The sequence below is a fragment of the Pseudomonas cerasi genome, assembly GCF_900074915.1.
Classification (GTDB): domain Bacteria; phylum Pseudomonadota; class Gammaproteobacteria; order Pseudomonadales; family Pseudomonadaceae; genus Aquipseudomonas; species Aquipseudomonas cerasi.
The window spans coordinates 5,406,800-5,432,372 of the sequence record NZ_LT222319.1 but is presented as its reverse complement, the minus strand read 5'-3'; the positions used below and the strand labels follow the sequence as shown (position 1 = coordinate 5,432,372).

At 60.4% G+C, this 25,573-nt stretch carries 23 protein-coding genes and 3 pseudogenes; 6 read left to right on the top strand and 20 right to left on the bottom strand.

All coding sequences use genetic code 11. The features are described from left to right. Nucleotides 1-461: 461 nt before the first annotated feature. The 13 genes and pseudogenes from PCPL58_RS26545 to ubiE all read right to left on the bottom strand — a co-directional run bounded on the left by PCPL58_RS26545 (nucleotide 462) and on the right by ubiE (nucleotide 10,707). Nucleotides 462-2,051, bottom strand: a complete 1,590-nt coding sequence (locus PCPL58_RS26545; RefSeq protein ID WP_414860604.1) for a methyl-accepting chemotaxis protein — start codon at nucleotides 2,049-2,051, stop codon at nucleotides 462-464. 106 nt (nucleotides 2,052-2,157) lie between these two features. After that, nucleotides 2,158-2,268: pseudogene (locus tag PCPL58_RS32825) on the bottom strand (methyl-accepting chemotaxis protein); the annotation flags it as partial. 327 nt (nucleotides 2,269-2,595) lie between these two features. Further along, nucleotides 2,596-3,300: a methyl-accepting chemotaxis protein gene (locus PCPL58_RS32905; RefSeq protein ID WP_445323164.1), complete on the bottom strand. Its 705-nt coding sequence runs from the start codon at nucleotides 3,298-3,300 to the stop codon at nucleotides 2,596-2,598. A gap of 198 nt (nucleotides 3,301-3,498) precedes the next feature. Continuing rightward, nucleotides 3,499-4,422 (bottom strand): annotated as a pseudogene (locus PCPL58_RS32900) (methyl-accepting chemotaxis protein); the annotation flags it as partial. 178 nt (nucleotides 4,423-4,600) lie between these two features. Further along, entirely contained in the window at nucleotides 4,601-5,308 is a 708-nt protein-coding gene (locus PCPL58_RS26535) for a 16S rRNA (uracil(1498)-N(3))-methyltransferase (RefSeq protein WP_065350829.1), read from the bottom strand. Next, a complete protein-coding gene (gene tatC / locus PCPL58_RS26530) occupies nucleotides 5,305-6,105 on the bottom strand; it encodes a twin-arginine translocase subunit TatC (RefSeq protein ID WP_003365962.1) in 801 nt (266 codons plus the stop codon). Before tatC ends, PCPL58_RS26535 begins: the two co-directional genes overlap by 4 nt. Further along, nucleotides 6,102-6,578, bottom strand: coding sequence for a Sec-independent protein translocase protein TatB (gene tatB, locus PCPL58_RS26525; RefSeq protein ID WP_003365964.1), 477 nt, complete (start codon nucleotides 6,576-6,578; stop codon nucleotides 6,102-6,104). The genes tatC and tatB overlap by 4 nt, the downstream gene beginning before the upstream one ends. A gap of 4 nt (nucleotides 6,579-6,582) precedes the next feature. Further along, nucleotides 6,583-6,858: a twin-arginine translocase TatA/TatE family subunit gene (locus PCPL58_RS26520; protein ID WP_003316632.1), complete on the bottom strand. Its 276-nt coding sequence runs from the start codon at nucleotides 6,856-6,858 to the stop codon at nucleotides 6,583-6,585. Between the two features lie 44 nt (nucleotides 6,859-6,902). After that, nucleotides 6,903-7,235 (bottom strand): phosphoribosyl-ATP diphosphatase, encoded by a 333-nt coding sequence (locus tag PCPL58_RS26515; RefSeq protein ID WP_002551631.1) that lies wholly within the window; start codon nucleotides 7,233-7,235, stop codon nucleotides 6,903-6,905. A 2-nt stretch (nucleotides 7,236-7,237) separates the two neighbouring features. Continuing rightward, complete coding sequence (gene hisI / locus PCPL58_RS26510; protein ID WP_003432368.1) at nucleotides 7,238-7,630, bottom strand: phosphoribosyl-AMP cyclohydrolase; 393 nt, start codon at nucleotides 7,628-7,630, stop codon at nucleotides 7,238-7,240. A 67-nt stretch (nucleotides 7,631-7,697) separates the two neighbouring features. Continuing rightward, nucleotides 7,698-9,317 (bottom strand): ubiquinone biosynthesis regulatory protein kinase UbiB, encoded by a 1,620-nt coding sequence (ubiB, locus tag PCPL58_RS26505; RefSeq protein WP_003365970.1) that lies wholly within the window; start codon nucleotides 9,315-9,317, stop codon nucleotides 7,698-7,700. Beyond that, nucleotides 9,314-9,937, bottom strand: coding sequence for a ubiquinone biosynthesis accessory factor UbiJ (locus PCPL58_RS26500; protein WP_003316636.1), 624 nt, complete (start codon nucleotides 9,935-9,937; stop codon nucleotides 9,314-9,316). The genes ubiB and PCPL58_RS26500 overlap by 4 nt, the downstream gene beginning before the upstream one ends. Continuing rightward, entirely contained in the window at nucleotides 9,937-10,707 is a 771-nt protein-coding gene (ubiE, locus tag PCPL58_RS26495; RefSeq protein ID WP_002551635.1) for a bifunctional demethylmenaquinone methyltransferase/2-methoxy-6-polyprenyl-1,4-benzoquinol methylase UbiE, read from the bottom strand. Before ubiE ends, PCPL58_RS26500 begins: the two co-directional genes overlap by 1 nt. A gap of 144 nt (nucleotides 10,708-10,851) precedes the next feature. On the opposite strand from ubiE, the gene PCPL58_RS26490 reads away from it, so the two are divergent. The 3 genes and pseudogenes from PCPL58_RS26490 to PCPL58_RS26485 all read left to right on the top strand — a co-directional run bounded on the left by PCPL58_RS26490 (nucleotide 10,852) and on the right by PCPL58_RS26485 (nucleotide 12,099). After that, nucleotides 10,852-11,130 (top strand): polyhydroxyalkanoic acid system family protein, encoded by a 279-nt coding sequence (locus PCPL58_RS26490; RefSeq protein ID WP_003316638.1) that lies wholly within the window; start codon nucleotides 10,852-10,854, stop codon nucleotides 11,128-11,130. Nucleotides 11,131-11,191: 61 nt separating this feature from the next. After that, nucleotides 11,192-11,390: pseudogene (locus PCPL58_RS30285) on the top strand (phasin family protein); the annotation flags it as partial. A 10-nt stretch (nucleotides 11,391-11,400) separates the two neighbouring features. After that, the gene (locus PCPL58_RS26485) at nucleotides 11,401-12,099 is read left to right on the top strand and encodes a phasin family protein (protein WP_065350828.1); all 699 of its coding nucleotides are present in this window, start codon (nucleotides 11,401-11,403) and stop codon (nucleotides 12,097-12,099) included. A gap of 153 nt (nucleotides 12,100-12,252) precedes the next feature. Here the strand turns inward: PCPL58_RS26485 and PCPL58_RS26480 are convergent, their stop codons facing one another. The 6 genes from PCPL58_RS26480 to PCPL58_RS26455 form a co-directional block, all read right to left on the bottom strand. Continuing rightward, nucleotides 12,253-12,630 carry a gamma-butyrobetaine hydroxylase family protein gene (locus PCPL58_RS26480; protein ID WP_065350827.1) on the bottom strand — a complete coding sequence of 126 codons (378 nt, stop codon included), beginning with the start codon at nucleotides 12,628-12,630 and terminating at the stop codon, nucleotides 12,253-12,255. Between the two features lie 92 nt (nucleotides 12,631-12,722). Beyond that, nucleotides 12,723-14,060, bottom strand: a complete 1,338-nt coding sequence (hslU, locus tag PCPL58_RS26475; RefSeq protein WP_003365974.1) for an ATP-dependent protease ATPase subunit HslU — start codon at nucleotides 14,058-14,060, stop codon at nucleotides 12,723-12,725. A 66-nt stretch (nucleotides 14,061-14,126) separates the two neighbouring features. After that, complete coding sequence (gene hslV / locus PCPL58_RS26470; RefSeq protein ID WP_003392345.1) at nucleotides 14,127-14,657, bottom strand: ATP-dependent protease subunit HslV; 531 nt, start codon at nucleotides 14,655-14,657, stop codon at nucleotides 14,127-14,129. A gap of 206 nt (nucleotides 14,658-14,863) precedes the next feature. Next, nucleotides 14,864-15,559, bottom strand: a complete 696-nt coding sequence (locus tag PCPL58_RS26465; RefSeq protein ID WP_002551645.1) for an SPOR domain-containing protein — start codon at nucleotides 15,557-15,559, stop codon at nucleotides 14,864-14,866. Nucleotide 15,560: 1 nt separating this feature from the next. Continuing rightward, the gene (gene argS / locus PCPL58_RS26460; RefSeq protein WP_003432149.1) at nucleotides 15,561-17,297 is read right to left on the bottom strand and encodes an arginine--tRNA ligase; all 1,737 of its coding nucleotides are present in this window, start codon (nucleotides 17,295-17,297) and stop codon (nucleotides 15,561-15,563) included. 97 nt (nucleotides 17,298-17,394) lie between these two features. Next, nucleotides 17,395-19,614 carry a primosomal protein N' gene (locus PCPL58_RS26455; RefSeq protein WP_003365984.1) on the bottom strand — a complete coding sequence of 740 codons (2,220 nt, stop codon included), beginning with the start codon at nucleotides 19,612-19,614 and terminating at the stop codon, nucleotides 17,395-17,397. Nucleotides 19,615-19,783: 169 nt separating this feature from the next. Here PCPL58_RS26455 and rpmE point away from each other — a divergent pair, with 169 nt between their 5' ends. The 3 genes from rpmE to PCPL58_RS26440 all read left to right on the top strand — a co-directional run bounded on the left by rpmE (nucleotide 19,784) and on the right by PCPL58_RS26440 (nucleotide 22,273). Continuing rightward, complete coding sequence (rpmE, locus tag PCPL58_RS26450) at nucleotides 19,784-20,005, top strand: 50S ribosomal protein L31 (protein ID WP_002551648.1); 222 nt, start codon at nucleotides 19,784-19,786, stop codon at nucleotides 20,003-20,005. A 13-nt stretch (nucleotides 20,006-20,018) separates the two neighbouring features. After that, complete coding sequence (locus PCPL58_RS26445) at nucleotides 20,019-20,822, top strand: thermonuclease family protein (RefSeq protein ID WP_065350826.1); 804 nt, start codon at nucleotides 20,019-20,021, stop codon at nucleotides 20,820-20,822. Between the two features lie 182 nt (nucleotides 20,823-21,004). After that, nucleotides 21,005-22,273, top strand: a complete 1,269-nt coding sequence (locus PCPL58_RS26440; protein ID WP_003365988.1) for a malic enzyme-like NAD(P)-binding protein — start codon at nucleotides 21,005-21,007, stop codon at nucleotides 22,271-22,273. Between the two features lie 727 nt (nucleotides 22,274-23,000). Here PCPL58_RS26440 and PCPL58_RS26435 read toward each other — a convergent pair. Beyond that, nucleotides 23,001-25,442, bottom strand: a complete 2,442-nt coding sequence (locus PCPL58_RS26435; protein ID WP_414860623.1) for a penicillin-binding protein 1A — start codon at nucleotides 25,440-25,442, stop codon at nucleotides 23,001-23,003. Nucleotides 25,443-25,573 lie beyond the last annotated feature (131 nt).

Sequence of the window (25,573 nt, the reverse complement as noted above, 5' to 3'; positions counted from 1 at the left end):
CGTTCCAGCGTGGGAATGCATTTCACGACGCTCTGCGTCGCAAGAAGACGCGGAGCGTCCAGACCGGCATACCCACGCGGAGCATGGGTACGATAGTGTTATTCCTGAAGACGATCGTTCCTCACGCTCCAGCGTGGGAATGCATTTCACGACGCTCTGCGTCGCAAGAGGACGCGGAGCATCCAGACCGGCATACCCACGCTGGAGCATGGGCACGATGGTGTTACCCCTGCCGACGATCGTTCCTCACGCTCCAGCGTGGGAATGCATTTCACGACGCTCTGCGTCGCAAGAGGACGCGGAGCGTCCAGACCGGCATACCCACGCGGAGCATGGGTACGATAGTGTTATTCCTGACGACTATCGTTTCTCACGCTCCAGCGTGGGCACGATGATGTTCTCCGGTATGCCTGCGGGCACCATGGCGTTGTCCGGACGTCTACCGGCGTGATGGCATGGGTTCAACCCACCCTGAATCGCCCCACCAGTGCCTGCAGGTGCGTTCCCAGCCTGGCGAGTTCGACGCTGGAGGTTGCGGTTTGCTCGCTGGCTGCAGCGGTCTGTTCGGAGATGTCGCGTACGCTGATGACGTTACGGTTGATCTGTTCGGCGACTACGCTCTGTTCCTCGCTGGCGGTAGCGATCTGTTCGTTCATGTGCTGGATCGTCGCAACGGTGCGGGTGATCTGCTCCAGTGCGCCACCCGCGCGACGGCTCAGCTCAACCGTGTTGTCGGTCAGGGTGCGGCTGTTATCCAGGGTGGTTGCGACTTGTTGGGTGCCGGTTTGCAGGGCAGCGATCAGCTCTTCGATTTCCTCGGTGGACTTTTGCGTGCGTTGCGCCAGACCACGGACTTCATCGGCAACCACCGCGAAGCCGCGCCCGGCCTCTCCCGCGCGGGCTGCCTCGATGGCCGCATTGAGGGCCAACAGGTTGGTCTGCTGTGAAACAGACTTGATCACATCCAGAACGCCAACGATCTTGTTGCTTTCCTGCTTGAGCGCGCTCATCGACTGCGTGGAGTTCAGCACCTCGCGAGCCAGTTGCTCGATCTGACTTATCGCCTGCCCGACCACTTCATCGCCACTGCGCGCCTGTTGATCCGCCTGAGCGGCCGCCTGCGACGCTTCCTGCGCATTGCGCGCGGTTGCGGCCATTTCATTCATGGCCGTGGCCACCTGATCGGTTTCGTCTTTCTGACTGGTGACCCCGATGCAGGTCTGCCTGGTCACTGCTGACAATTGCTCGGCCGCGCTGGCGATCTGCGATACGCCCTCGCTGATGCCGCCAACCAGTTCGCGCAGGCTGATGGTCATGGTCTGCATGCTGCGTTGCAACTGACCCATTTCGTCACGGCGTGTGACCGATATGTCCCGACTCAGGTCGCCCTGGGCGATGCGTGCTGCGGCCCCCAGAGTCTGCTGCAACGGTACGGTGATCTGCCGGGTCATGATCCAGGCGGCAAGCAATCCGATCAGCAATGCCAGGCCTGCAACACTGCTCAGCATGACGCTGGAGTTGGCCGCCTCGCTGTCACGCTGGGCAGTCTGCAGGCGGTTCAGCGCCGCGACGGAGTCCAGCAGCGTTTCGCCAAGACCTTCCATGATTTCCTGATCCGCTTCGGCCTTGGTCTGTATCTGCTTGAACTCGCCAAGCCGTTCCCGATAACTCTGCAAGGCTGCGGTCGCCGGGGTCAGGCCCTGAAGGCTTTCATTGCCCTGATCCTGAGCGATCTGCCCGATCTCCTTGAGCGCTTCGTCGATGGCCGCAATGGCCGCGTGCTCATCCGCGTCGCGGGTGGTGAAGGTATACGCCTGCACCTGATAACGAGCGGTCTGCACCTGCTGCCTCAGTTGGGAAATGTTGGTGAACTCCTCCATCCGCTCGCTGCTGTCCTGTTCCTGGCTGACGCTTTTGAGTACCTCTACCGCAACCTGCGCGATGGCCTGCAAAGCCTGTTCGGACGTCTGCTCCAGGCGCGCGCGTATCTGGTTGCGGGTTTGTCGGTTGGTGCGAACGTCCGCGAAGGTCTTTTCCAGCCTGTTCAGCATCTCGAACTGGCCGTTTAGCAGCTTGATGGTTTGCCTCCTCCTCACTCTGTGTGTGCAGCAGGGTGAGTTGGGCTTTCATTTCATTGAGCTTTTCTGTGACCAGCGCGGTGCTCTCCGGCGTTTTTTCGACGCGGTCGGTGATTCGCTCGGCGCGCAGGTCTTTGGTCAGACCGTTGAGCTGGGCGATGTCCGAGAGCGACTCCGAGCGGTCGATCATGGTGTACAGGCCATGCCAGCCGGTCAGTGTGATGATCAGCGTCAATAGCAGCACCAGGCCGAAACCCAGGGACAGCTTGAATCTGACGTTCATGTTGCCGAGCGCTTGATTGATCAGTCGGAACATTGGAATCTCCTGCAATGAGCGAACAACGCACGTTCCGAACCCGTCGGGACGTGCGTTGTGAGCGCATCGGCGTGGTGACTCATTGCGTGACCTGAGAAGGTCGTAGGAGATTTCCGAGTACGAAGGAGGGGTGAACGCTGTCACATTTAGTTGGGGAAAATGGCCCGCGCCGAGTGCGGGCGCGGGCTGTGTGCTGACAGGTCAGACGGTGAAGCGGCTCACCAGCACCTGAAGGTGGTTGCCCAGTCTTGCGAGTTCTACGCTGGAAGCTGCGGTTTCTTCACTGGCCGCAGATGTCTGCTCGGACACGTCGCGGACGTTGATGATGCTGCGGTTGATCTCTTCGGCGGTGGCGCTCTGTTCTTCGGCGGCGGCGGCGATCTGCTGATTCATCGCCTGGATCGCCGAGACGGTTTTGGTGATGCTTTCCAGCGATCCTCCGGCCCGACGTGTCAGTTCCACGCTGCTGGTGCTCAGCTCGCGACTGCTGTCCATGACCGTTGTGGCCTGCTGTGTGCCGCTTTGCAGGCCGGCAATCAGTGCTTCGATCTCTTCGGTGGATTTCTGCGTGCGCTGCGCCAGACTGCGCACCTCATCGGCAACCACCGCAAAGCCCCGACCGGCCTCACCGGCGCGGGCTGCCTCGATAGCGGCGTTCAAGGCCAGCAGGTTGGTCTGTTCGGCGACCGATTTGATGACGTCCAGCACGCTGCCGATCTTGTCGCTTTCCTGTTTCAGCGCGCCCATCGCTTCGCTGGAGTTGCCCACCGCGGAGGCAAGACGTTCGATTTGCGCAATGGCCTCGTTGACCACTCGTTCGCCATCACGGGCCTGACGGTCTGCCGCCACTGCTGCTTCCGAGGCTTCCTCGGCGTTGCGCGCAACCTCCTGAACCGTTGCCGTCATTTCATGCATGGCGGTGGCGACCTGATCGGTCTCGACCTTCTGGCTGTTGACTCCGGCGCTGGTCTGCTCGGTGACCGCTGACAGCTCTTCCGCCGCGCTGGCGATCTGGGTGACGCCATCGCGAATCCCGCCGACCAGCTCACGCAGGCTCACCGTCATACGTTGAATCGTGGCCTGCAGTTTGCCCAGTTCGTCCTTGCGATCAACCTTGAGGTTGCGACTCAGGTCGCCCGAGGCCACCCGCTCCACTACTTCGAGGGTCTCCTGCAACGGGGTGGTGATCTGGCGAGTGATGACCCACGCCGCGAGAATGCTCAGCACCAGCGCCAACGCCGTAGCGGCAGCGATCATCGTGACCGACTTGGCGCTGTCTGCGTCACGGCTCTTGTTCTGCCGGATGATCAGGTCGTTGCTGGTGTCGAGCATGCTGACGCCCAGTGTGGTCATTTTTTCCAGCGCGGCCTTGGAGGCAGCCTGGGCATCGCGGTAGCGGCCCACAGCCGCGCGGTAGCCATTGAGCCCGGCAATGGCCTGCTGCAGCATGGGTGAATAATCGGAGGAAATATCGCCAGCCAGCGTATTGATTCCGGTCACTGCGTCATCGATGGCCTTATTGGCGTCCTTTTCGAAATCGGGACGGCCGCTGTAGGTGTAACCACGTACCTGAAAACGCGCCTGCTGAATCAGCTTGCTGACGCCGACGATGCCATTGAAGGCCAGGATGTTATCTTCCTTGAGCAGTTCGGCTTCGATCCTGTCGGCCTGATCCACCGCTTTGTCGGCGTTTTCGCCCATCTGGCTGCGGCTCGCTTCGCGGGTTTCGATCGCCTTGCTCATGTCCTCAAACGACTGGCGATAGTCGCGGGTGGCCTGAATCTGGGCATCCAGCAACTGCAGGTTCTCGGGGGATCGCAGCAGGTTCCTGGCGCTTTGCAGCGCGGCGTCCAGCTGATCGAGTGTACTTCTGACCTTCGCTGCGGTCTCTGCGTTGTACAGCGCCTCGTAGCTCATACGGTTGATGCGCAACTGAAGGGTCAGCTCATTGACCTGCGCAATCGCAGTAACACGGTCCCCACGATCAATAAGGGCCTGATTGCTGAACCAGCCGGTGGCCGAAATCATCAGCGTCATCAACAGTACCAGGCCAAAGCCGATCGCCAATTTCAGGCTGACACTCGCATTGGCGAGGCTTTTGGATAACCCACGAGACATGATCACTCCTTGACGTCTTTTGCTCTAAGTATGCAATTGCATCGGCCAGTTATCGGTTAACTGAAGCGATTGAGTCGACACTGACAGCTTAGAACAAGCGGGCGAGAAGGGCCGTTACAGCGGTTTCGACGCGCAGGATACGTTCGCCCAATTGCACGGGCTGCAAACCTGACTGACGCAACAGACCGATTTCGTAGGGTATCCAGCCCCCTTCAGGGCCGATGGCCAGCGTGACTTGCTCTGTGACCGCACGAGGGCAGGCGGGGAAATCACCGGGATGGCCAACCAGGCCCAGTGTGTCGAGCGCGATCTGCGGCAAGCGATCTTCAACGAAAGGCTTGAAGCGCTTTTCGATCACAATCTCAGGCAGCACCGAATCGCGAGCCTGTTCCAGGCCCAGAATCAGTTGCTCGCGGATGGCTTCAGGCTCTAGAAACGGCGTCTGCCAGAAGCTTTTTTCCACCCTGTAGCTGTTCAGCAGGATGACTTTCGGCACGCCCATGGTCGCGACGGTCTGAAACACCCGGCGTAACATCTTGGGACGTGGCAACGCCAGCAGCAGGGTAAGCGGCAGTTTTGTCGGCGGAGCACTCTGCAGTTCGACACGCAGCTCTGCCTCATGGGGTTCAAGGCGCAGCAGTTCGGCATTGCCCAGCAGGCCGTTGACGCGGCCCACCCGCACACTGTCGCCGACCTCTGCGCGGTGCACCTCCTGCATGTGCTTCAGACGGCGATCACGCAGGACCACCCGGTCAGCCGCAATGAAATCGGCTTCCTCAAGCAGCAGCAGGTTCACGGTGTGGTCGCGGGCGGCTGGTCCTGCTTGTCAGCGTCCTCGGTCTCATCGTCCGGATGTTCGCCACGCTTCTTGATCATCGTGCTGCACAGTACGCCCAGCTCGAAGAGCAGCCACATTGGCACCGCCAGCAGCGTCTGCGAGAAGATGTCCGGCGGCGTCAGGATCATGCCGACCACGAAGCAGCCGATGATCACGTAAGGGCGGATCTTCTTCAGGTATTTGACGTCGACGATGCCGATCCACACCAGCAACACCACGGCCACCGGGATTTCGAAGGCCACGCCAAAAGCGAAGAACAACGTCATCACGAAGTCCAGGTAACTGGCGATGTCGGTCATCATCGAAACGCCTTCCGGCGTCACGCTGGCGAAGAAGTGGAAAATCAGCGGGAAGACCAGAAAGTAGGCAAACGCCATGCCTGCGTAGAACAGGATGATACTCGACACCAGCAGGGGCACCGCGACGCGCTTCTCGTGCTTGTACAGGCCTGGCGCGATAAAGCCCCAGATCTGATGCAGGATAACCGGCATGGACAGAAACAGCGCGACCATCATGGTCAGCTTGAACGGCGTGATGAACGGCGAGGCCACATCGGTGGCGATCATCGTTGCGCCTTCAGGCAGATAGACTCGCAGCGGCGCCGAGACCAGTGTGTAGATCTTCTGCGTGAAGTAGAACAGGCCGGCAAAAATCAGGAACACTGCCGCAACACAACGCAACAGACGTGTACGCAACTCGGTGAGGTGCGAGATCAGCGGCATTTGCTGATCGTTTTCCGGGATATCAGCGCTCATGGTGCTCGCGGTGGCAATGACGAATCGTGGGCGGGAGGCGTCGGGACCGGTGTGCCGGCGTCAGCCGGTTTCGCGGTTTTCTCCAGCGACAGCTCGGTCTTCGGCGCCGCAGGTTGTGCCGGGCCGATTTCGTGGTGTGCGGCTTCATCGTGCGCGGGGCTTGCCGCTTCGGCTGCTGCCGGTGCGGGCGACGGGTTTACTGGCTCGGAGCCGTTCTCGGGCGGCTGATTGGGCGCGAACATTTTGCGCGCTTCGTCTTCCAGCGAAAGAATGTGCTCGTTGTGCAACTGCCGACGAATCTCGTCAGCCCCGATTTCACGTTCAACTTCCTGTTTGATCGCATTGAAGCTGCGCTTCAACCGACCGATCCATAAGCCTGCGGTGCGTGCAGCACCCGGCAGGCGCTCGGGACCCAGTACCAGCAAGGCAACCAGGCCAACGAGCAGCAGTTCAGAGAAGCTGATACCGAACATGGGCTTAAACCTGGTCTTTGCGGATCGGCTCGTCGACTTTGTGCGCCTGAGCGTCAATAGTGTGTGGCTGATTCAGCGGCGAGCCCTGTGGCGCTGGCTGGGCCTGCTGGGGTTGAGGTGCAGGCTGTTCGGCTGGCTTGTCGTCGTCATTCATCGCCTTGCGAAAGCCCTTGATCGATTCGCCGACGTCGCTGCCCAGGCCCTTGAGTTTCTTGGTCCCGAAAACCAGTACAACGACGATCAGGATGACGATCCAGTGTTTCCAGTCAAAAATACCCATGAAACAGTCCTCGTAAAAGATTTCAAGCTTGAAAGGGGAGAGCGTTACTCTGCCGTGCGAGCGGCTTTTTCCGCGTGGCCGGACAAGCCGAATCGGCGGTCCAGTTCATCGAGCACGGCCTGCGGGTGCTGACCCAGCGCGGCGAGCATCACCATGCTGTGGAACCACAGGTCAGCGGTTTCATAAATCACGTCACTGCAATCACCGCTGACCGCAGCGTCCTTGGCAGCGATGATGGTCTCGATCGACTCTTCGCCGAGCTTTTCCAGAATCTTGTTCAGGCCCTTGTGATACAGGCTTGCGACATAGGAGCTGTCGGCAGCGGCGTCCTTGCGTGATTCCAGCACTTCGGCCAGACGGGACAACGTATCAGTCATGTTCAATGGCCTGCCTGGTAAATAGCATCAGGATCTTTCAGAACCGGGTCTACGGTCTTCCAGCCTGAATTTTCATACACTCGGTAGAAGCAACTTTCGCGGCCGGTATGGCAAGCGATGCCACCGATCTGCTCGACCATCAGGATAATGACGTCGGCGTCACAGTCCAGGCGCAGTTCATGCAGCTTTTGCACATGACCCGATTCTTCACCTTTGCGCCAGAGTTTGCCACGCGAACGCGACCAATAGATGGCACGGTTCTCGGACGCCGTCAGGCTCAGGGCCTCGCGGTTCATCCAGGCCATCATCAATACCCGGCCGGTCTTGTGATCCTGAGCAATTGCAGGCACCAGACCGTCGCTGTTCCAGTGAATCTCGTCCAGCCAGTCTTTCATATCTACTCCGGCAGCCGGCGTTCATGCCCGGCGGATTGAACAGTGTGCCAGCGCCATCCGCTGCTGGCTATCGGCGAACGATCAGATACAGCCCGGCGATGAGCATGATCGCCGCCGGCCACGCGGTGAGCGTCAGCAACTGGGTAGCGGCCTCGCTCATCACCCAGCCCTGTATCGCGCCGCCGACCAGCAATGCCGCGCCGATCAGCCGCAGGACCGGCTCGTCCTTGCGATCGTGCCACGGGCGCGGCGGATCCGAGGCGTGCGGGCGGGACATGCGCTCCAGCAGGTCACGGGTCATGCCCGCGATGTGCGGCAGTTGCTCGACCTGTGATTGCAGATTGCCCAGCAGGGTCTTCGGGCTGACCCGTTCACGCATCCAGCGCTCCAGATAAGGCTGCGCGGTGCTCCACAGGTCCAGATCAGGGTACAACTGACGACCCAAGCCTTCGATGTTGAGCAGGGTCTTTTGCAGCAGAACCAGTTGCGGCTGGACTTCCATATTGAAGCGGCGCGCGGTCTGGAACAGACGCATCAGCACCTGGCCGAAGGAAATATCCTTGAGCGGCTTCTCGAAAATCGGCTCGCAGACCGTGCGGATGGCCGCTTCGAATTCATTGAGCTTGGTCTCTGCCGGCACCCAGCCCGAATCGATGTGCAGTTGCGCAACGCGACGATAATCTCGTTTGAAAAAGGCAAACAGGTTACGCGCCAGATAATCCTGATCTTCCGGGGTCAGGCTGCCGACGATACCGCAGTCGATGGCAATGTACTTCGGCGCCCACGGGTTGACCGTGCTGACGAAAATGTTGCCGGGGTGCATGTCGGCGTGGAAGAAACTGTCGCGAAATATCTGCGTGAAGAAAATCTCCACACCGCGCTCGGCGAGCAGTTTCATGTCGGTGCGCTGATCGGCCAGCGCGGCCAGATCGGTTACCTGAAGCCCGTAGATACGCTCCATGACCAGCACTTTCGGGCGGCACCAGTCCCAGTAGACTTGTGGCACGTAAAGCAGGTCGGAGCCTTCGAAATTGCGCCGCAACTGGCTGGCGTTGGCCGCTTCACGCAGCAGGTCGAGTTCGTCGTAGATGGTCTTTTCATAATCCATCACCACCTGCACCGGGTGCAGCAGGCGGGCATCGGCGGAGACGCGCTCGGCGGTGCGGGCGAGAATGAACAGCCACGCCAGGTCCTGACCGATGATCGGCTTGAGGCCGGGGCGTACCACTTTGACCACGACTTCTTCGCCGGTCTTCAGGCAGGCGGCATGCACCTGAGCGACCGAAGCGGATGCCAGCGGCTTCTCGTCGAAGCGGCTGAACACGTCGCAGATGCGCGCGCCGAGCTGTTCTTCGATCAGCTTGATCGCCAGTTGCTGATCGAACGGCGGCACGCGGTCCTGCAGCAGCATCAGTTCGTCGGCGATGTCCTCAGGCAACAGGTCGCGCCGGGTGGACAGCAGTTGCCCGAACTTGATGAAAATCGGCCCCAGGTCCTGGAGCGCCAGACGAAAGCGTACGCCCCGGCTCAGCTCGGATTTGCGCCGTGGCAGCCAGCGCCAGGGCAGCACGAAACGCAGCGCGAGCATCCACCACGGCAGGGGCAGGGCGAACAACAGGTCATCGAGGCGATAGCGGATAACGACACGTTGAATGCGAAACAGACGGCGGACGGCAAGCAGCTTCATGCGTTATCGCTGGTATTGAGGGAGTGGGCAAGGCGGGCAAAGCGCGCCTCGAGGCGTTCCAGATCGAGCTTGATCTGGTCGAGTTCGGCGAATCGTGCTTCGGCTTCGTGTTTGCCCACCAGCGTGCGCGATTCTTCGCTGAGGTAGTCGGCAACGTTCTGGCTGAGGCTGTTGAAGCTTTCCCGCGTCCAGCGCCCACTGTTGCGCAGGTGGCTGCTGAACAACTGGCTGGCCACCGGGCCGATCCAGTTGGACAGTTCGTGTTCCCAGTCCAGCTCCAGGTCCTGAAGAATGCCGACCAGTTCCAGCAGCGCGCCGCTGTCACCGTCGAGTTCTACATCCGGGCCGTGCAACACAGCGGTTTTGTCTTTGCTCAAGGCCAGGCGCACCAGGCTGGAAGCCGGCGCGCGCAGGGTGCAGTCAGCCTCGGCAGCCCAGTCAGCGGCGAGCAGCAAGCCTTCGTCGCTGGGCAGGATGAACAGCTTCAGGGACGGATCGCGACAGTCCACCGCAATGACACGTCCGGACAGACGCGCCATGCGTGGCAGCGCGGTGCTGTCCAGGCGCAGCACCCGATTGATGCCGTGCTCGATGCTGGCGAGCAGCCCCCGGAGCAACATCAGGGTTTGATACCGCGATGCAGGGCCACGACGCCGGCAGTCATGTTGTGATAGGTCACGCGGTCAAAACCGGCTTCTACCATCATCGACTTGAGGGTTTCCTGGTTGGGGTGCATGCGGATCGATTCGGCCAGATAACGGTAGCTTTCCGAGTCATTGGTGACCAGCTTGCCCATCAACGGCATGAACGCGAACGAGTAGGCGTCGTAGGCCTTGGACATCAGCTTGTTGGTCGGCTTGGAAAACTCCAGTACCAGCAGACGACCACCCGGCTTGAGCACGCGCAGCATGGAACGCAGGGCGTCTTCCTTGTGCGTCACGTTGCGCAGGCCGAACGCGATGGTCACGCAGTCGAAATGGTTGTCCGGGAATGGCAGCTTTTCGGCGTCTGCCTGGACGAACTCGACGTTGCCCGACACGCCCAGGTCCAGCAGGCGGTCACGGCCGACCTTGAGCATGGAGGCGTTGATATCAGCCAGTACCACCTGGCCGGTCGGGCCGACCAGGTTGGAGAATTTGCGGGTCAGATCGCCCGTACCGCCAGCAATATCCAGCACGCGGTTGCCGGTGCGGACGCCGGACAGCTCGATTGCGAAACGCTTCCACAGGCGATGCATGCCGCCGGACAGCAGGTCGTTCATCAGGTCGTACTTGGCCGCTACCGAATGGAAAACCTCAGCGACTTTTTCTGCCTTCTGGCTTTCCGGTACATTTTTGTAACCGAAGTGAGTCGTAGGTTCGGCATCGCTGCCTTTGCGCTGATCGTTCATATCGCTTCACCGGAATAGATTGCGGGTCATTCTAATCGCCAAGGCCGGCTTTGTCTTGACAAGGCTCACCTGCAACGCTTTCTTGGATGCGGGCGGGTGTATATAGTTGCGCCGCATTTCATATGACGATCAAGGAAGCCTCCGATGGCCAAGATAACCGTTGAACGCCCGCACGCCCTGGGCCTTGAGAAGGCTCGCGAAAAGGCCGAGCAACTGGTCGAGAAGCTGTCCACCCGATACGGACTGGCTCACGAATGGGCTGGCGATACCGTAAAACTGGAGGGCAAGGGAGCCAAGGGTGAGGTCGAGGTCGAAGAGGCTTTGATCCGCGTCAACATCGAGCTGAACTTCATCCTGTCGGCCATGAGCGGTTCGATCAAGACAGAAGTCGAGCGCGTTCTGGACAAGGCGCTCGCTGCCTGAGCGTTGTACGCAGCCCATTTTTTTCTTCGCCGCCGTATGCCCATGCGCTCTTTTGTGAGCGCAAATCGACAGAATCGAGCGTGCTTTCGACCTTAGAGTCGCAAAGGCCTTGAACCGGGTCGGTATCCCGTCTAAACATGATGTAGACACGTTCTTTGCCAGGCTCGATGAGCTGACGGCATTGCTCGAGCGTGTCGGGCCGATAAAAGCTCGAACGCTGCGTGCCGAAACGACTCGGGTGTTCCAAGTCTGGACGATAAGGAGAACAGGATGGCTGGCAAGAAAAAAACCGACAAAGATGGCAGCTCCTGGATGGGCGAGGTTGAGAAGTACTCTCGTCAGATCTGGCTGGCTGGTTTGGGCGCGTATTCCAAGATCAGCAATGATGGCAGCAAGCTTTTCGAGACCCTGGTGAAGGACGGCGAAAAGGCCGAGAAGCTGACCAAGGCCGAAGCGCAGAAGCAGCTCGATGACGTCAAGAGCACCAGCAAGTCGGCCAAGTCCCGGGTGGACGACGTGAAAGACCTTGCGGTTGGCAAGTGGAACGAGCTGGAAGAGGCTTTCGACAAGCGTCTGAATGGCGCGATTTCACGCTTGGGTGTGCCGAGTCGCACTGAGGTGCAGGCGCTGCACAGCAAGGTCGACCAGCTGACCCGACAGATCGAGCTATTGGTGGGCGCGAAAGCCAAGCCGGCTGCCTCGCGCACTGTGGCGGCCAAACCGGCAGCGGCGAAGAGCGCGGCAAAACCGTTGGTCGCTGCTGCCAAACCTGTCGCCAAAGTGGCGGACAAGTCAGCCAACAAAACCGTAGCAGCCAAGCCTGCCGTCAAGAAAGCAGCGGCCAAGCCCGTCGAGGCTGCCAAAAAGCCTGCCGCAGCGAAAAAACCAGCGGCAAGAAAGCCGGCCGCCAAACCTGCGGCCATGCCTTCTACGCCGGCCGCATCGGAAAAACCCGCGATTCAGTCCTGATACCCGGCTGCAACAAAGAAGACCGGACGCAGAGCGTCCCGAACGGCATACCCACGCGGAGCATGGGCACGATGGTGTTCTTACGGGCGACTATCGTTCCTAACGCTCCAGCATCGGCACGATGCTGTTCATGCGGACACCTGTAAGGCGGGGTCAGAGCATCAGTTTGATGACGTGTTCGGAAGGGTCGCGGGATTTGCCGGCTTTCTCAAGCTCCTGCAAGTAGTCTTCCCACAGCGAAGCCTGGCGTGTGGCCAGTTCGTACAGGTATTCCCAGGTAAACAGGCCGCTGTCATGGCCGTCATCGAAGGTCAGCTTAAGCGCATATTGCCCGGCAGGCTCGACCTTGCTCAGGCCGACTCCCAGTTTGCCGAATTGCAGGATTGGCCGACCGTGGCCCTGAACTTCCGCAGAAGGGGAATGCACCCGCAGAAATTCGGCGGGCAAATGGTATTCCTCATCCGGCGCGTATTTCAGCGTCAGGGTCTTGGAGGCCTTGTGCAACTGGATGGCAGTGGGCAGAGCGGGCATGGCTGCAGTCTCGGGTTTTAAGCGTCGGGCAGAAGCAAAAGGCTGCAAGAGTGAACAACCTCTTGCAGCCTGAAATGCCAACCGCGTGTGGCTTAGAGAATATAACGCGACAGGTCTTCGTTTTCTGCCAGATCACCCAGGTGACTATTGACGTATTCCGCGTCGATCTCGATCGGCGCTGCGTCAGGGTTGATGGCCAGGTCACCGGCGCTGAACGAGACTTCCTCAAGCAGGCGCTCAAGCAGCGTATGCAGGCGGCGGGCACCGATGTTCTCGGTCTTCTCGTTGACCTGCCAGGCAATCTCGGCCAGACGCTTGATGCCTTCAGGCTTGAACTCGATCTTCAGACCTTCGGTCTTGAGCAGCTCGCGATACTGTTCGGTCAACGATGCATGCGGCTCGCTGAGGATACGCTCGAAGTCCTGTGGCGACAGCGCCTTGAGTTCAACGCGAATCGGCAGGCGGCCCTGCAGTTCGGGGACCAGATCGCTCGGTTTGCTCAAATGGAATGCGCCCGACGCAATAAACAGGATGTGGTCGGTCTTGACCATGCCCAGTTTGGTGTTCACGGTGCAACCTTCGATCAGCGGCAGCAGGTCGCGCTGCACGCCCTCACGGGACACGTCGACACCGCCCGAATTACCGCGCTTGGCAACCTTGTCGATTTCGTCGATGAACACGATGCCGTGCTGCTCGACCGCTTCCAGTGCCTTGGCTTTCAGCTCTTCTTCGTTGACCAGACGGCCAGCTTCTTCTTCGCGTACCAGCTTGAGCGCTTCCTTGACCTTGAGCTTGCGGCTCTTGGTCTTGCCTTTGCCCATGTTGGCAAACAGGCTCTGTAACTGATTGGTCATCTCTTCCATGCCAGGCGGCGCGGAGATATCGACACCAACGGCTTCGTTGATCTCGATTTCAATTTCCTTGTCATCCAGCTGGCCTTCGCGCAGGCGCTTGCGGAACAGCTGACGGGTATTGGAATCGCTGCTCTGCGCCGGGTCTTCGTTGAAGCCGACCCGGGCCGGTGGCAGCAGGGCGTCGAGAATGCGCTCTTCAGCGGCATCTTCGGCGCGGTGACGCACCTTGACGATTTCCTGTTCGCGCAGCAGCTTGATCGCAGCATCGGCCAGATCACGGATGATCGACTCTACATCACGACCCACATAACCCACTTCGGTGAATTTGGTAGCTTCGACCTTGATGAACGGTGCGTTGGCGAGCTTGGCCAGACGACGGGCGATTTCGGTCTTCCCGACACCGGTCGGGCCGATCATCAGAATGTTCTTGGGGGTTACTTCGACACGCAGTTCTTCAGGCAACTGCATGCGGCGCCAGCGATTGCGCAGGGCAATGGCCACGGCGCGCTTGGCATCGTCCTGGCCGATGATATGGCGATTGAGTTCATGGACGATTTCGCGGGGAGTCATTGACATGGTTATTCACGGTCCTCTGTTGCGGGCAAGTCGGTGGGGCCACAGGGTGTGCGGCCCGGCAGCGGCTTAGCCAGCGAGGTCCTGCTCCTCAATGGTGATGTTGTGGTTGGTGAACACGCAGATGTCGCCGGCGATATGCAGGGAAGTCTCGGCAATTTCGCGGGCCGACAGGTCGGTCTTGAGCAGCAGGGCGCGTGCTGCGGCCTGAGCGAATGCGCCGCCGGAGCCCATGGCGATCAGGCCGTCCTCGGGCTCGACCACGTCACCGTTGCCGGTGATGATCAGCGAGGCGTCCTTGTTGGCGACGGCCAGCATGGCTTCAAGACGGCTCAGTGAGCGATCGGTGCGCCAGTCCTTGGCCAGTTCGACGGCTGCACGAACCAGATGCCCCTGGTGTTTTTCCAGTTGGGCCTCGAAGCGTTCGAACAGCGTGAATGCATCGGCGGTCGCGCCAGCGAAGCCGGCGATCACTTCACCGTGATACAGGCGGCGTACCTTTTTGGCGTTGCCTTTCATGACGGTGTTGCCCAGAGAAACCTGGCCGTCGCCAGCCATGACGACTTTACCGTGGCGGCGCACTGAAACGATGGTGGTCAAGGGAGAGTCTCCACACTGCGGGGCGAAAATGCCCTGATGCAAACTCATATGGGGGTGTGGGTGAGTATTTCAACCTTGAGGATGAACAGCGGGGATAACTGGCAGCTGACTGCCGGAGGCATAAATCTCCGGCAGTTGTAACGGCCTCTTCGTGAGCAAGCTCACTCCCACCTATAGCGCAGAGCGCTTTGCGCGCTCTGTTTCAGCTAGCGGCTCTGACGCTGTTGCAACAACAGGTTACTAAATCCGCCGCTTGCCAGTTGTTTCTGGGCGGTGGTCAGTTGTTCGCGGTTGCTGAACGGGCCGACCAGTACGCGGTACCAGGTTTCATCCTTGACGGTGCCCGACTCGACGGTAGAGGTCTGGCCCAGCAGGATGATTTGCGCACGAACCTTCTCGGCGTCAGCCTGTTTGCGGAACGAGCCCGCCTGCAGGAAGAACGTCGTCACCGCGGCCGGCTTGGTGGTCGCAACCGGTGGCGCTGGCGGAGGCGTCAAGCCGCTGAGGGCTGCCTGGGCACGTGCCGTGTCGATCTTGGCTGCCTGTTCCGGCGAGACCGGTGCTGTCGGTGCCACTGGCGGCGGGGTCTTCTCCGGCACGGCTTCGTTCGGCACGATCACTTCCGATTCCGGCAGCAATGTATAGAAGTCGTACTTGGGTTTGACCGGCGCCGTAGGGCTCGGTGGTGTCTTGTTCGCCTCGGCGATCTTCGCGGCCTTGGCGTCCGCCTTGACCCGCTTGACGTCTTCGCCGCCCGGTTCAAGCTTCATCAGAAAGACCACGAATGCGCCCACGGTCAAGCCAATCGCCAGCCACAACCATCCTGGAATCGGCTTCTTCGCGGGTGCCTGATAACGGCTGGCGCCCCGCTTGGGTGCCGGTTTCTTCTTCGCAACTGCCAACTTACATACGCTCCAGAGTTTCCAGACCCAACAGGTCCAGGCCTTGCTTGAGGGTGCGGCCGGTCAGGGCAGCCAGACGCAGACGGCTTTGCTGCTGATCGGGATTTTCCGCACCAAGGATCGGGCAGTTTTCATAAAAGCTCGAAAACAGACCCGCAAGGTCATACAGGTAAGCACAAAGTACGTGCGGTGTGCCTTTTTCTGCGACGTTGTTCAGTGTTTCGGTGAATTGCGCCAGACGTGCGGCCAGTTCCTGTTCCTGCGGCGCTGCGAGGACAATCTGGCCCTTGCTGGCGTCAAACGCGCTGCCCAGCTTGCGGAACACGCCCGCCACACGGGTGTAGGCGTACAGCAGGTAGGGCGCGGTGTTGCCCTCGAAACTGAGCATCTGATCGAAGTTGAAGCTGTAATCGCTGGCGCGGTGCTTGGACAGGTCGGCGTATTTCACCGCACTGATGCCCACGGCCTTGGCAATGCTGCGCAATTCTGCTTCAGCGACTTCCGGGTTCTTTTCCTTGACCAGGGTGTAGGCGCGCTCTTCGGCTTCATCGAGCAGGTCGATGAGCTTGACCGTGCCGCCATCGCGGGTCTTGAACGGGCGGCCATCGGCGCCGTTCATGGTGCCAAAACCCATGTGTTCGAGCTGCATGCCGTCATGCACGAAACCGGCGCGGCGCGCCACTTCGAATACTTGCTGGAAGTGCAGGGCCTGACGCTGGTCGACGAAATACAGCACGCGGTCGGCCTTGAGCACCTTGCTGCGATAGCGGATCGCTGCCAGGTCGGTGGTGGCGTAGAGATAACCGCCACCGGCCTTCTGCACGATGACCGGCAACGGCGTGTCATCGGCGGTGCGGAATTCTTCGAGGAACACGCATTGTGCGCCATTGCTCTCGACCAGCAGGCCTGTGGCTTTCAGGTCGTTGACCACATTGGCCAGGTCATCGTTATAGGCGCTTTCGCCCATCACGTCGGCCGGGGTCAGCTTGACGTTAAGGCGCTCGTAAGTCTCCTGGCAGTGCGACAGCGAGATGTCCTTGAAGCGCGTCCACAGCGCCAGGCACTCGGCATCGCCGGCCTGCAGCTTGACCACCAGACCACGAGCACGCTCGGCGAACTCTTCGGACTCGTCAAAGCGCTGCTTGGCGGCGCGGTAGAAGTTTTCCAGGTCGGACAGCTCGTCGCTGGTCGCTGGCTTTTCCTGCAGATAGGCCAGCAGCATGCCGAACTGGGTGCCCCAGTCGCCCACGTGGTTCTGACGAATGACCGTGTCGCCGAGAAACGTCAGGACGTTCGCCACGCCGTCGCCAATGATGGTCGAGCGCAAATGGCCAACGTGCATTTCCTTGGCCAGATTCGGTGCCGACAGATCGACGACCACGCGCTGTGCAGCGCCCGCCTTGCGGACTGACAGGTGCGCGTCGGCCAGTGCAGCGTCGAGGCGTGCGGCCAGCGCGGCAGTGTTCTGGAAGAAGTTCAGGAAGCCCGGCCCGGCAATTTCGACCTTGCTGACCTGCTCGTCGGCCGGCAGTGCGGCGATCAGCTTTTCAGCCAGATCGCGCGGTTTCATGCCGGCAGGCTTGGCGAGCATCATCGCGATATTGCTGGCGAAGTCGCCGTGCGTCTTGTCGCGGGCGTTTTCCACCTGAATCGCCGGCGTCAGCCCTTCTGGCAAGACGCCCTCGGTGACGAGACGGGTCAGGGCTTGTTGAATCAGCTGGCGAATCGTGTCTTTCATGGTGCTCTCTTCGACCGCAAGCGCGGTGGCGCTTCGATGCGCGGGTGGAAAAACTCCGCATTATCCGTTGCTCAAGCCTGCTTGCCAACGGCGTGACTTAATAAAGATCCACAGGATCCACATCCAGCGACCATCTGACCTGCCGGCCGCTGGGCATTTGCTCCAGCGCGAGCAGCCAGGTGGCAAGCAATTTATGCAAGGGCGCACGGGCGCTGGACTGCACCAGCAACTGCGCGCGATAACGTCCGGCGCGGCGTTCCATCGGTGCCGGAACCGGGCCCAGCAGCTCAATGCCGCCCAGCGCCATCTGCGCAACCAGTTGCTCCGCATCGCTGCAGGCCTGATCGAGAAAGGCCTCGGCCTGTCCCGGCTTGTGCGCTTCGGCGCGCAGCAGTGCGAGGTGTGAAAACGGTGGCAGACCCGCCGAACGGCGCTCGCTCAAGGCCTGTTCGGCAAAGGCGAAATAACCCTGCTCGGTCAGCTGAATCAGCAGTGGATGGTCGGCCAAGTGGGTCTGGATGATCACCTTGCCAGGTTCTTCGGCGCGCCCGGCACGGCCTGCCACCTGCACGATCAGTTGCGCCATGCGCTCGCTGGCGCGGAAGTCGCCGGAAAACAGCCCGCCGTCGGCGTCCAGAATCGATACCAGCGTGACCCGGGGAAAGTGATGGCCCTTGGCGAGCATTTGCGTGCCGACCAGAATGCATGGCTGGCCGCGCTGGATCGTCGTGAACAGCTGGTTCATGGCGTCCTTGCGCGACGTGCTGTCGCGGTCGACACGCAGCACGGGGTAGTCCGGAAACAGAATCGCCAGGCGCTCTTCGGCGCGCTCGGTGCCGGCGCCTACCGGGCGCAAATCCACCTTGCCGCACGACGGACACTGGCGCGGTACACGCTCGACATACCCGCAGTGATGGCAGCGCAGTTCGCCCGAGCGCTGGTGCACGGTCATGCGTGCATCGCAGCGCTGGCAGCCGGACATCCACCCGCAGTCGTGGCACAGCAAGGTGGGTGCAAAGCCGCGACGGTTGAGGAATACCAATACCTGCTGGCCTGCCGCGAGCGTCTGACCGATGGCCTGCTGCATGGGCCCGGAGATGCCGCTGTCCAGCGGTCGGCTCTTGACGTCCAGGCGCATGAAACGCGGCTGCTGTGCGCCGCCCGCGCGCTGATTCAGGCGCAGCAGGCCGTAGCGGCCGGTGTAGGCGTTATGCAGGCTTTCCAAGGACGGCGTGGCCGAGCCCAGGACAATCGGAATGTTTTCCTGACGCGCCCGCACCAAGGCCAGATCGCGGGCGTGATAGCGCAGACCTTCCTGCTGTTTATAGGAGCCGTCGTGTTCCTCGTCGATGATGATCAGCCCGGGGTTTTTCATCGGCGTGAACAGCGCCGAACGCGTGCCGATGATGATGTCCGCCTCGCCATCGCGAGCCGCCAGCCAGGCATCCAGCCGTTCGCGGTCGTTGACCGCCGAGTGGACCAGCGCAATGCGCGCATTGAAGCGCTGCTCGAAGCGCGCCAGGGTCTGCGGGCCGAGGTTGATTTCCGGGATCAGCACCAGCGCCTGCTTGCCCGCTTCGAGGGTCTCGCGGATCAGTTGCAGATAGACTTCGGTCTTGCCGCTGCCAGTGACGCCGGCCAGCAGGAACGCATGAAAGCTGTCGAACCCGGCGCGGATCGCTTCGTAAGCGGCGCGTTGTTCGGTGTTGAGCGGCAATTCAGGCTGGGCCAGCCAGTGCTCATGGCGTGCGCTGGGTGCATGGCTGCGGACCTCGACGTACACCAGTTCCTTGGCCAGCAACAGGTTGAGGCTGTCCTTGTTGAGCATCAGCTTGCTGAGCAGTTGATGCGCCACCCCGTGCGGGTGCTGGGCAAGGGTGGTCAGGGCCTCGCGCTGCTTGGGCGCGCGGGCGATGCGCGGATCGTCGACGCTGGCGCCCGGGGCCACATGCCAGAAGCGCTCCTGGCGACTTTCGGCCAGTTCGCCCTGACGCAACAGCACCGGCAAGGCCCAGCTCAGTGTGTCTCCGAGGCTGTGCTGGTAATACTGCGAGGTCCACAGGCACAGTTTGAACAGCGCGGGTGGCAGCGGCGCTTCGCTGTCGAGCAGGGCGATTGCCGGCTTGAGCTTGTCGGCGGGCACTTCGCTGTGATCGACCACTTCCACCAGAATGCCGATCATTTCCCGGCGTCCGAACGGCACTCGCAGACGCATGCCCGGCTGCAAGGCGCTGCGCGACACGCCCGCTGGGGCGCGGTAGTCGAACAGGCGGCGAAGCGGCGAGGGCAGGGCAAGGCGCAGGATGGCGTCGGGCACGCGGTGTTTCCCTGTGGTGATAAGTGATGACGGAGGCGCGATCTTAGCAGACGACCGGTGTGAAGGTTCGCTTGCGTCGTTGCAATTGTCTGGTACTATCCGCAGCCTATTTCCGTGCGGTATTCAACAATAGTGTTGAGTGGCGGCGCGTTAGACCGAGGAAGTACCGATGAAAGCTGATATCCATCCAGTTTACGAAGCCATTGACGCTACCTGCAGCTGCGGCAATGTCATCAAGACCCGTTCCACCCTGGCCGCTCCTCTGAGCCTGGACGTGTGCAACGAGTGCCACCCGTTCTACACCGGCAAGCAGAAGACGCTTGACGTTGGCGGCCGTGTCGACAAGTTCAAATCCCGTTTCGGTGCGTTCGGCGCTACCAAAGCGAAGTAAGACTGGCTGCCCTATGGGCATCTCCAGACTGCTTGAAAAGGCGCTCCTTGTGGGCGTCTTTTTTATGCCTGCGATTTGGGTGTCCGGCGCGCAGGCCTTCTGCCCGGCGCCTGCCTCGTTGCCGTTCGCACAGGTACAGCGTGTAGTCGACGGCGACACCTTGAAGCTGACCGATGGCCGCAGCGTGCGGATGATTGGGCTCAATACGCCTGAAACCGGCAGGAAAGGCCGGTCTGCCGAACCGTTTGCCGAGGCTGCCAAAAAGCGCTTGCAGGCGCTGGTGAATGAAAGCGGCGGCAAGGTTGGTCTGCGTATCGGTCAGCAGGGCAAGGATCATTACGGCCGCACGCTGGCCAACGTCTATGACCGTAAAGGCGCCAACCTTGAGGCGCAGTTGCTCAGCGAAGGGCTGGGCTATCTGGTGGCCGTTGCGCCCAATGTCAGGCTGGTCGCTTGCCAGCAGGGCGCGGAGCGTCAGGCACGTCAGGCGCGTCTGGGTGTATGGCGTAATTCGCCAGTGCAGTCCTCGACCCGGCTGAATAAAAGCGGGTTCGCGATTGTGTCCGGTCAGGTCAGGCGTGTGCAGCGCAACCGCGGTGGTATCTGGATCGAGTTGCAGGGGTCGCTGGTCTTGCGTGTCGCGCCTGACCACCTGAGTGCCTTCGATACGGCGATGCTCCAGCGCCTCGAAGGGCAGCAGGTCGAAGCGCGTGGCTGGGTCGTCGATCGCTCCCGACGCGGAGGCCTTGAAGCGGGGCAGTCTCGCTGGCTGCTGCCACTGACCCATCCCGCAATGCTGGACGTTTCACGTCGCTAGACGCGGCCTTCAAACCGGTGATCTGACGAGCGTGACCGAGTGTTCACGTTTCAGGTCTCTAAGCGTAAAGTCTAAGCCCGAGCCTATTGACAGCAGTGACTGGTCAGTCTTGTTAGGACTATGCATCTTGCGTATCCTCGGCGGTCCGTCTGTCCCACAGTAAAAAAAGCGGAATCCAATACATGTCAGATCTGAAAACTGCCGCGCTCGAATACCATGCCAATCCTCGTCCGGGGAAGCTGAGCGTCGAACTCACCAAGCCGACCGCAACCGCTCGTGACCTGGCTCTGGCCTACAGCCCTGGCGTTGCTGAACCCGTGCGTGAAATTGCCCGTGACCCCGAGCTGGCTTACAAGTACACCGGCAAAGGCAACCTGGTAGCAGTTATTTCCGATGGCACCGCGATTCTCGGCCTCGGCGATCTGGGTCCGTTGGCTTCCAAGCCGGTCATGGAAGGTAAAGGCGTTCTGTTCAAGCGCTTCGCCGGTATCGACGTTTTCGATATCGAAGTCGATTCCGAAAGCCCACAGGCCTTCATCGACACCGTAAAACGTATCTCCATCACCTTCGGTGGCATCAACCTGGAAGACATCAAGGCGCCTGAGTGCTTTGAAATCGAGAAAGCGCTGATCGAACAGTGCGACATCCCGGTTTTCCACGATGACCAGCACGGCACCGCTATCGTGACTGCTGCCGGTATGATCAACGCGCTGGAAATCGTCGGCAAGACCCTCGATTCGGCGAAGATCGTCTGCCTGGGCGCTGGCGCTGCGGCCATCTCCTGTATGAAGCTGCTGGTGAGCATGGGCGCGAAGATCGAAAACATCTTCATGGTCGACCGTACTGGCGTTGTCCACTCCGGCCGTACCGACCTTAACCAGTACAAGGCTGCGTTCGCTCACGCTACCGAGAAGCGCTCGCTGACTGACGCGCTGGATGGCGCTGACGTATTTGTAGGCCTGTCCGGTCCTAACCTGCTGAGCGCTGAAAACCTCAAGCTGATGGCCAAGGACCCGATCGTGTTCGCCTGCTCGAACCCTGATCCGGAAATCTCCCCGGAACTGGCTCACGCCACGCGCAGCGACGTGATCATGGCCACTGGCCGTTCGGACTACCCGAACCAAGTCAACAACGTACTGGGCTTCCCGTTCATCTTCCGCGGTGCTCTGGACGTTCGCGCCAAGCGCATCAACGAAGAAATGAAAATCGCCGCGGCCAACGCCCTGCGCGAACTGGCCAAGCTGCCTGTGCCACAGGAAGTCAGCGACGCCTACGGCGGCATCAAACTGGAATTCGGTCGTGAGTACATCATTCCGAAGCCAATGGACACCCGCCTGCTGGGCCTGATCGCCGATGCAGTGGCCAAGGCCGCTATCGAAAGCGGCGTTGCCACCCTGCCGTATCCGAAGCACTACCCGCTGACCAGCGTGGATGATGTGTTCAAGGGCTGATCCCTGACCCAATAAAAAACCCCTGCAGCGATGCAGGGTTTTTTTTATGCCTTGGATGCCCTGCTCTTGTGGGGCATTTTCAGGGATTGAACTAGCCTCTTCGCGAGCAAGCTCGCTCCCACATAGCCCCGGATTATCCTGAAAGTCTCCGAATCCGTGGGAGTGAGCTTGCTCACGAAGAGGCCTGTGCAGCCGCTGAAAATCTACTGACCCACTAATACGCCTTCGCGAGCAAGCTCGCTCTCACAAAGCCCCGGATCATCCTGAAAGTCCTCGACTCCGTGGGAGTGAGCTTGCTCACGAAGAGGCCTGTGCAGCCGCTGAAAAACTACTGACCACTAATACGCCTTCGCGAGCAAGCTCGCTCCCACATAGCCCCGGATTATCCTGAAAGTCCCCGAATCCGTGGGAGTGAGCTTGCTCACGAAGAGGCCTGTGCAGCCGCTGAAAATCTACTGACCCACTAATACGCCTTCGCGAGCAAGCTCGCTCTCACAAAGCCCTGGATCATCCTGAAAGTCCCCGAGTCCGTGGGAGTGAGCTTGCTCACGAAGAGGGCTGTGCAGCCGCTGAAAATCTACTGACCCACTAATACGCCTTCGCGAGCAAGCTCGCTCCCACAAAGCTTCGGATAGTCCTGAAAGTCTCCGAATCCGTGGGAGTGAGCTTGCTCACGAAGAGGCCTGTGCAGCCTCTGAAAATCTACTGATCCATTAAGTCTGTGCTATCAGAACAAATCGATCGGCGCTGACTCATCTGCCGGCAACGGGCTGCCCGGTGCGCTGCTGCCGCCCAGTTCGTTGACGCTTGGCGGTGTGTCTTCGCTTTTGAACAGCTCGAAGAATGCGTTCGGCGTGCTTGGCGTGGCGGCGCGGTCGCTCAATGGGTCGACGCGCAGGCTGAGAATGCCTGGCGGTTCGGCCTGCTGATGCGGCGGCTTGTCCTTGAGCGCGGCGCTCATGTAGTCCATCCAGATCGGCAGCGAGACCGTGCCACCGAATTCGTGACGGCCAAGACTTTCAGGCTGATCGAAACCACTCCACACCGTGGTCACGTAGTCCGCGTTATACCCGGAGAACCAGGCATCCTTGGAATCATTGGTGGTACCGGTCTTGCCAGCGATGTCCGGTCTGTTCATGGACAGTGCGCGGCGCCCGGTGCCGCGCTTGATCACGTCCTGCAGCATGCTGTTCAGAATGTACGTGGTGCGCGCATCGACCACACGCTCTGCCACTGCGGGCGCCTGAGGCTGAGCAGGTGCCCCTGGCTCACCGGTGACCACGCTCGGGCTGTCATGTACCGCGAAGGTCGAGGTGTTGGGCGCGGTATTGACGTCATTGACCGGGACGCTTGGCGGGTTGGCGACAAACAGGGTCTGGCCGTCACGGTTCTCGATGGTCTGGATCAGATAAGGGCTGACCTTGTAACCGCCGTTGGCGAAGGTCGCCCAGCCGGTGGCGATTTCCATCGGGGTCAACGTCGCCGTACCCAGTGCCAGCGACAGGTTGCGCGGCAAATCCTGCTTGGAGAAGCCGAAGCGGGTGATGTAGTCGATGGTGCTGTCGATGCCGAGGGCCTGGAGCAGGCGGATCGATACCAGGTTACGAGACTTGTACAGCGCCTCGCGCAGGCGGATCGGCCCAAGAAAGGTGTTGGTGTCATTTTTCGGACGCCATACCTTGTCCAGGTATTCGTCGACGAACACGATAGGCGCGTCGTTCACCAGGCTGGAAGCGGTGTAACCGTTATCGAGCGCAGCGCTGTAGATGAACGGCTTGAAGCTGGAGCCCGGTTGACGTTTGGCCTGCATGGCGCGGTTGTAGTTGCTCTGCTCGAACGCAAAGCCGCCGACCAGTGCGCGAATGGCACCGTTTTGCGGATCAAGCGACACCAGGGCGCTTTGCGCGACGGGAATTTGACTGAATTTCAGCGAGCCATCGTCCTGGCGCAGCAGACGAACGAGGTCGCCGACCTTGGCAACGTCAGCCGGCTGCTTCGGATTGGCGCCCAGGCTGTTGGTATTCAGGTAAGGACGCGCCCACTTCATGGTGGCCCAGTCGACGGTTTCTTCCTTCTCGCCGTTGCGGGTCAGAACGCGTAGACCGGTCTTGTCGACCTGCGTCACGATGCCGGGCTCGAGGCCGTTGATCATGCGCTGCTTGGTCAGTTCCTGTACCCAGTTGGCGCGGGTCATGCCCGGGAAGCGGCTTTCCGGACCACGGTAGCCGTGGCGCTGGTCGTAATCGATCAAGCCCTGCTGAATGGACTTGTTGGCGTGTTCCTGAAGGTCGCTCGGCACGGTGGTGGTAACGCGGAAGCCTTCTGTATAGGCCTCGCTGCCATAACGGCCGACCATTTCAGCCCGCGCCATTTCAGCGATGTACGGTGCATTCACTTCCGGCGTCGGCACGTGATAGCTGGCGTTGAGCGGCTCATTCAAAGCGGCCTGATAAGCCGTTTGGTCGATCTTGCCCAGGCGATACATGCGGCCCAGGATCCAGTCGCGACGTTCCTTGGCACGGGTCGGGTTGGCCAGTGGGTTGAAACGTGACGGTGCCTTGGGCAGACCGGCAATCATGGCCATTTGCGCAAGGCTTACATCACGGATCGACTTGCCATAGTAGACTTGCGCCGCCGCCTCGATCCCATAGGCGCGGTTACCCAGATAAATCTTGTTGACGTACAGCTCGAGAATCTCGTCCTTGGTAAGTTGGCGCTCGATTTGCAAGGCCAACAGAATCTCGGTGGTTTTGCGCGAAAAGCTGCGCTCGCTGGTCAGGAAGAAGTTTTTCGCGACCTGCATGGTGATGGTACTGCCGCCTGACTGGATATGGCCGCTCTTGACCAACTGAGTGGCGGCGCGCATCAGGCTGCCCGGGTCGACGCCATAGTGGTTGGCGAAGTTGTCGTCTTCGGCCGACAGCAGTGCGTTGATGAAATTGGGCGGGATTTCCGCGAAGCGAATCGGCGTGCGGCGCATTTCACCGAACTCGGCAATCAGCTTGCCGTCGCTGGTGAACACGCGCAGGGGGATTTGCAGTTGAATGCTTCGCAGCGCGTCAACGGATGGCAGGGTCGGGCTCAGGTAAAGAAACGCGCCGCTCAGGCCAAGCAACAGCGAGCAGAATACCGCGACGAGGGACCACCAGAAAAACTTCAGCAGGCGTATCAAGGCTTTTGGATTTCCAGAAAAAATAATGGGTTAAGCGCAGGCATTTACAAATGAACACGCCTTGAAGCTTTGTTAAATGAAAAAAACGCTGGGCATTATAAGCATTTTTCGTCCCCAAGCGTGATTTG

Bases quoted from the DNA above. Each gene is read 5' to 3' on its own strand.
- PCPL58_RS26445 (WP_065350826.1), top strand. From the start codon at position 20,019: ATGGGCATCTCCAGACTGCTTGAAAAGGCGCTCCTTGTGGGCGTCTTT.
- PCPL58_RS26490 (WP_003316638.1), top strand. From the start codon at position 10,852: ATGGCCAAGATAACCGTTGAACGCCCGCACGCCCTGGGCCTTGAGAAG.
- hslU (WP_003365974.1), bottom strand. From the start codon at position 14,060: ATGTCAATGACTCCCCGCGAAATCGTCCATGAACTCAATCGCCATATC.
- PCPL58_RS26500 (WP_003316636.1), bottom strand. From the start codon at position 9,937: ATGTTGCTCCGGGGGCTGCTCGCCAGCATCGAGCACGGCATCAATCGG.
- PCPL58_RS26440 (WP_003365988.1), top strand. From the start codon at position 21,005: ATGTCAGATCTGAAAACTGCCGCGCTCGAATACCATGCCAATCCTCGT.
- rpmE (WP_002551648.1), top strand. From the start codon at position 19,784: ATGAAAGCTGATATCCATCCAGTTTACGAAGCCATTGACGCTACCTGC.
- PCPL58_RS26480 (WP_065350827.1), bottom strand. From the start codon at position 12,630: ATGCCCGCTCTGCCCACTGCCATCCAGTTGCACAAGGCCTCCAAGACC.
- tatC (WP_003365962.1), bottom strand. From the start codon at position 6,105: ATGAGCGCTGATATCCCGGAAAACGATCAGCAAATGCCGCTGATCTCG.
- tatB (WP_003365964.1), bottom strand. From the start codon at position 6,578: ATGTTCGGTATCAGCTTCTCTGAACTGCTGCTCGTTGGCCTGGTTGCC.
- PCPL58_RS26515 (WP_002551631.1), bottom strand. From the start codon at position 7,235: ATGACTGATACGTTGTCCCGTCTGGCCGAAGTGCTGGAATCACGCAAG.
- PCPL58_RS26485 (WP_065350828.1), top strand. From the start codon at position 11,401: ATGGCTGGCAAGAAAAAAACCGACAAAGATGGCAGCTCCTGGATGGGC.
- PCPL58_RS32905 (WP_445323164.1), bottom strand. From the start codon at position 3,300: ATGACGGCAACGGTTCAGGAGGTTGCGCGCAACGCCGAGGAAGCCTCG.
- ubiE (WP_002551635.1), bottom strand. From the start codon at position 10,707: ATGAACGATCAGCGCAAAGGCAGCGATGCCGAACCTACGACTCACTTC.
- PCPL58_RS26520 (WP_003316632.1), bottom strand. From the start codon at position 6,858: ATGGGTATTTTTGACTGGAAACACTGGATCGTCATCCTGATCGTCGTT.
- hisI (WP_003432368.1), bottom strand. From the start codon at position 7,630: ATGAAAGACTGGCTGGACGAGATTCACTGGAACAGCGACGGTCTGGTG.
- argS (WP_003432149.1), bottom strand. From the start codon at position 17,297: ATGAAAGACACGATTCGCCAGCTGATTCAACAAGCCCTGACCCGTCTC.
- PCPL58_RS26545 (WP_414860604.1), bottom strand. From the start codon at position 2,051: ATGCTGAACAGGCTGGAAAAGACCTTCGCGGACGTTCGCACCAACCGA.
- ubiB (WP_003365970.1), bottom strand. From the start codon at position 9,317: ATGAAGCTGCTTGCCGTCCGCCGTCTGTTTCGCATTCAACGTGTCGTT.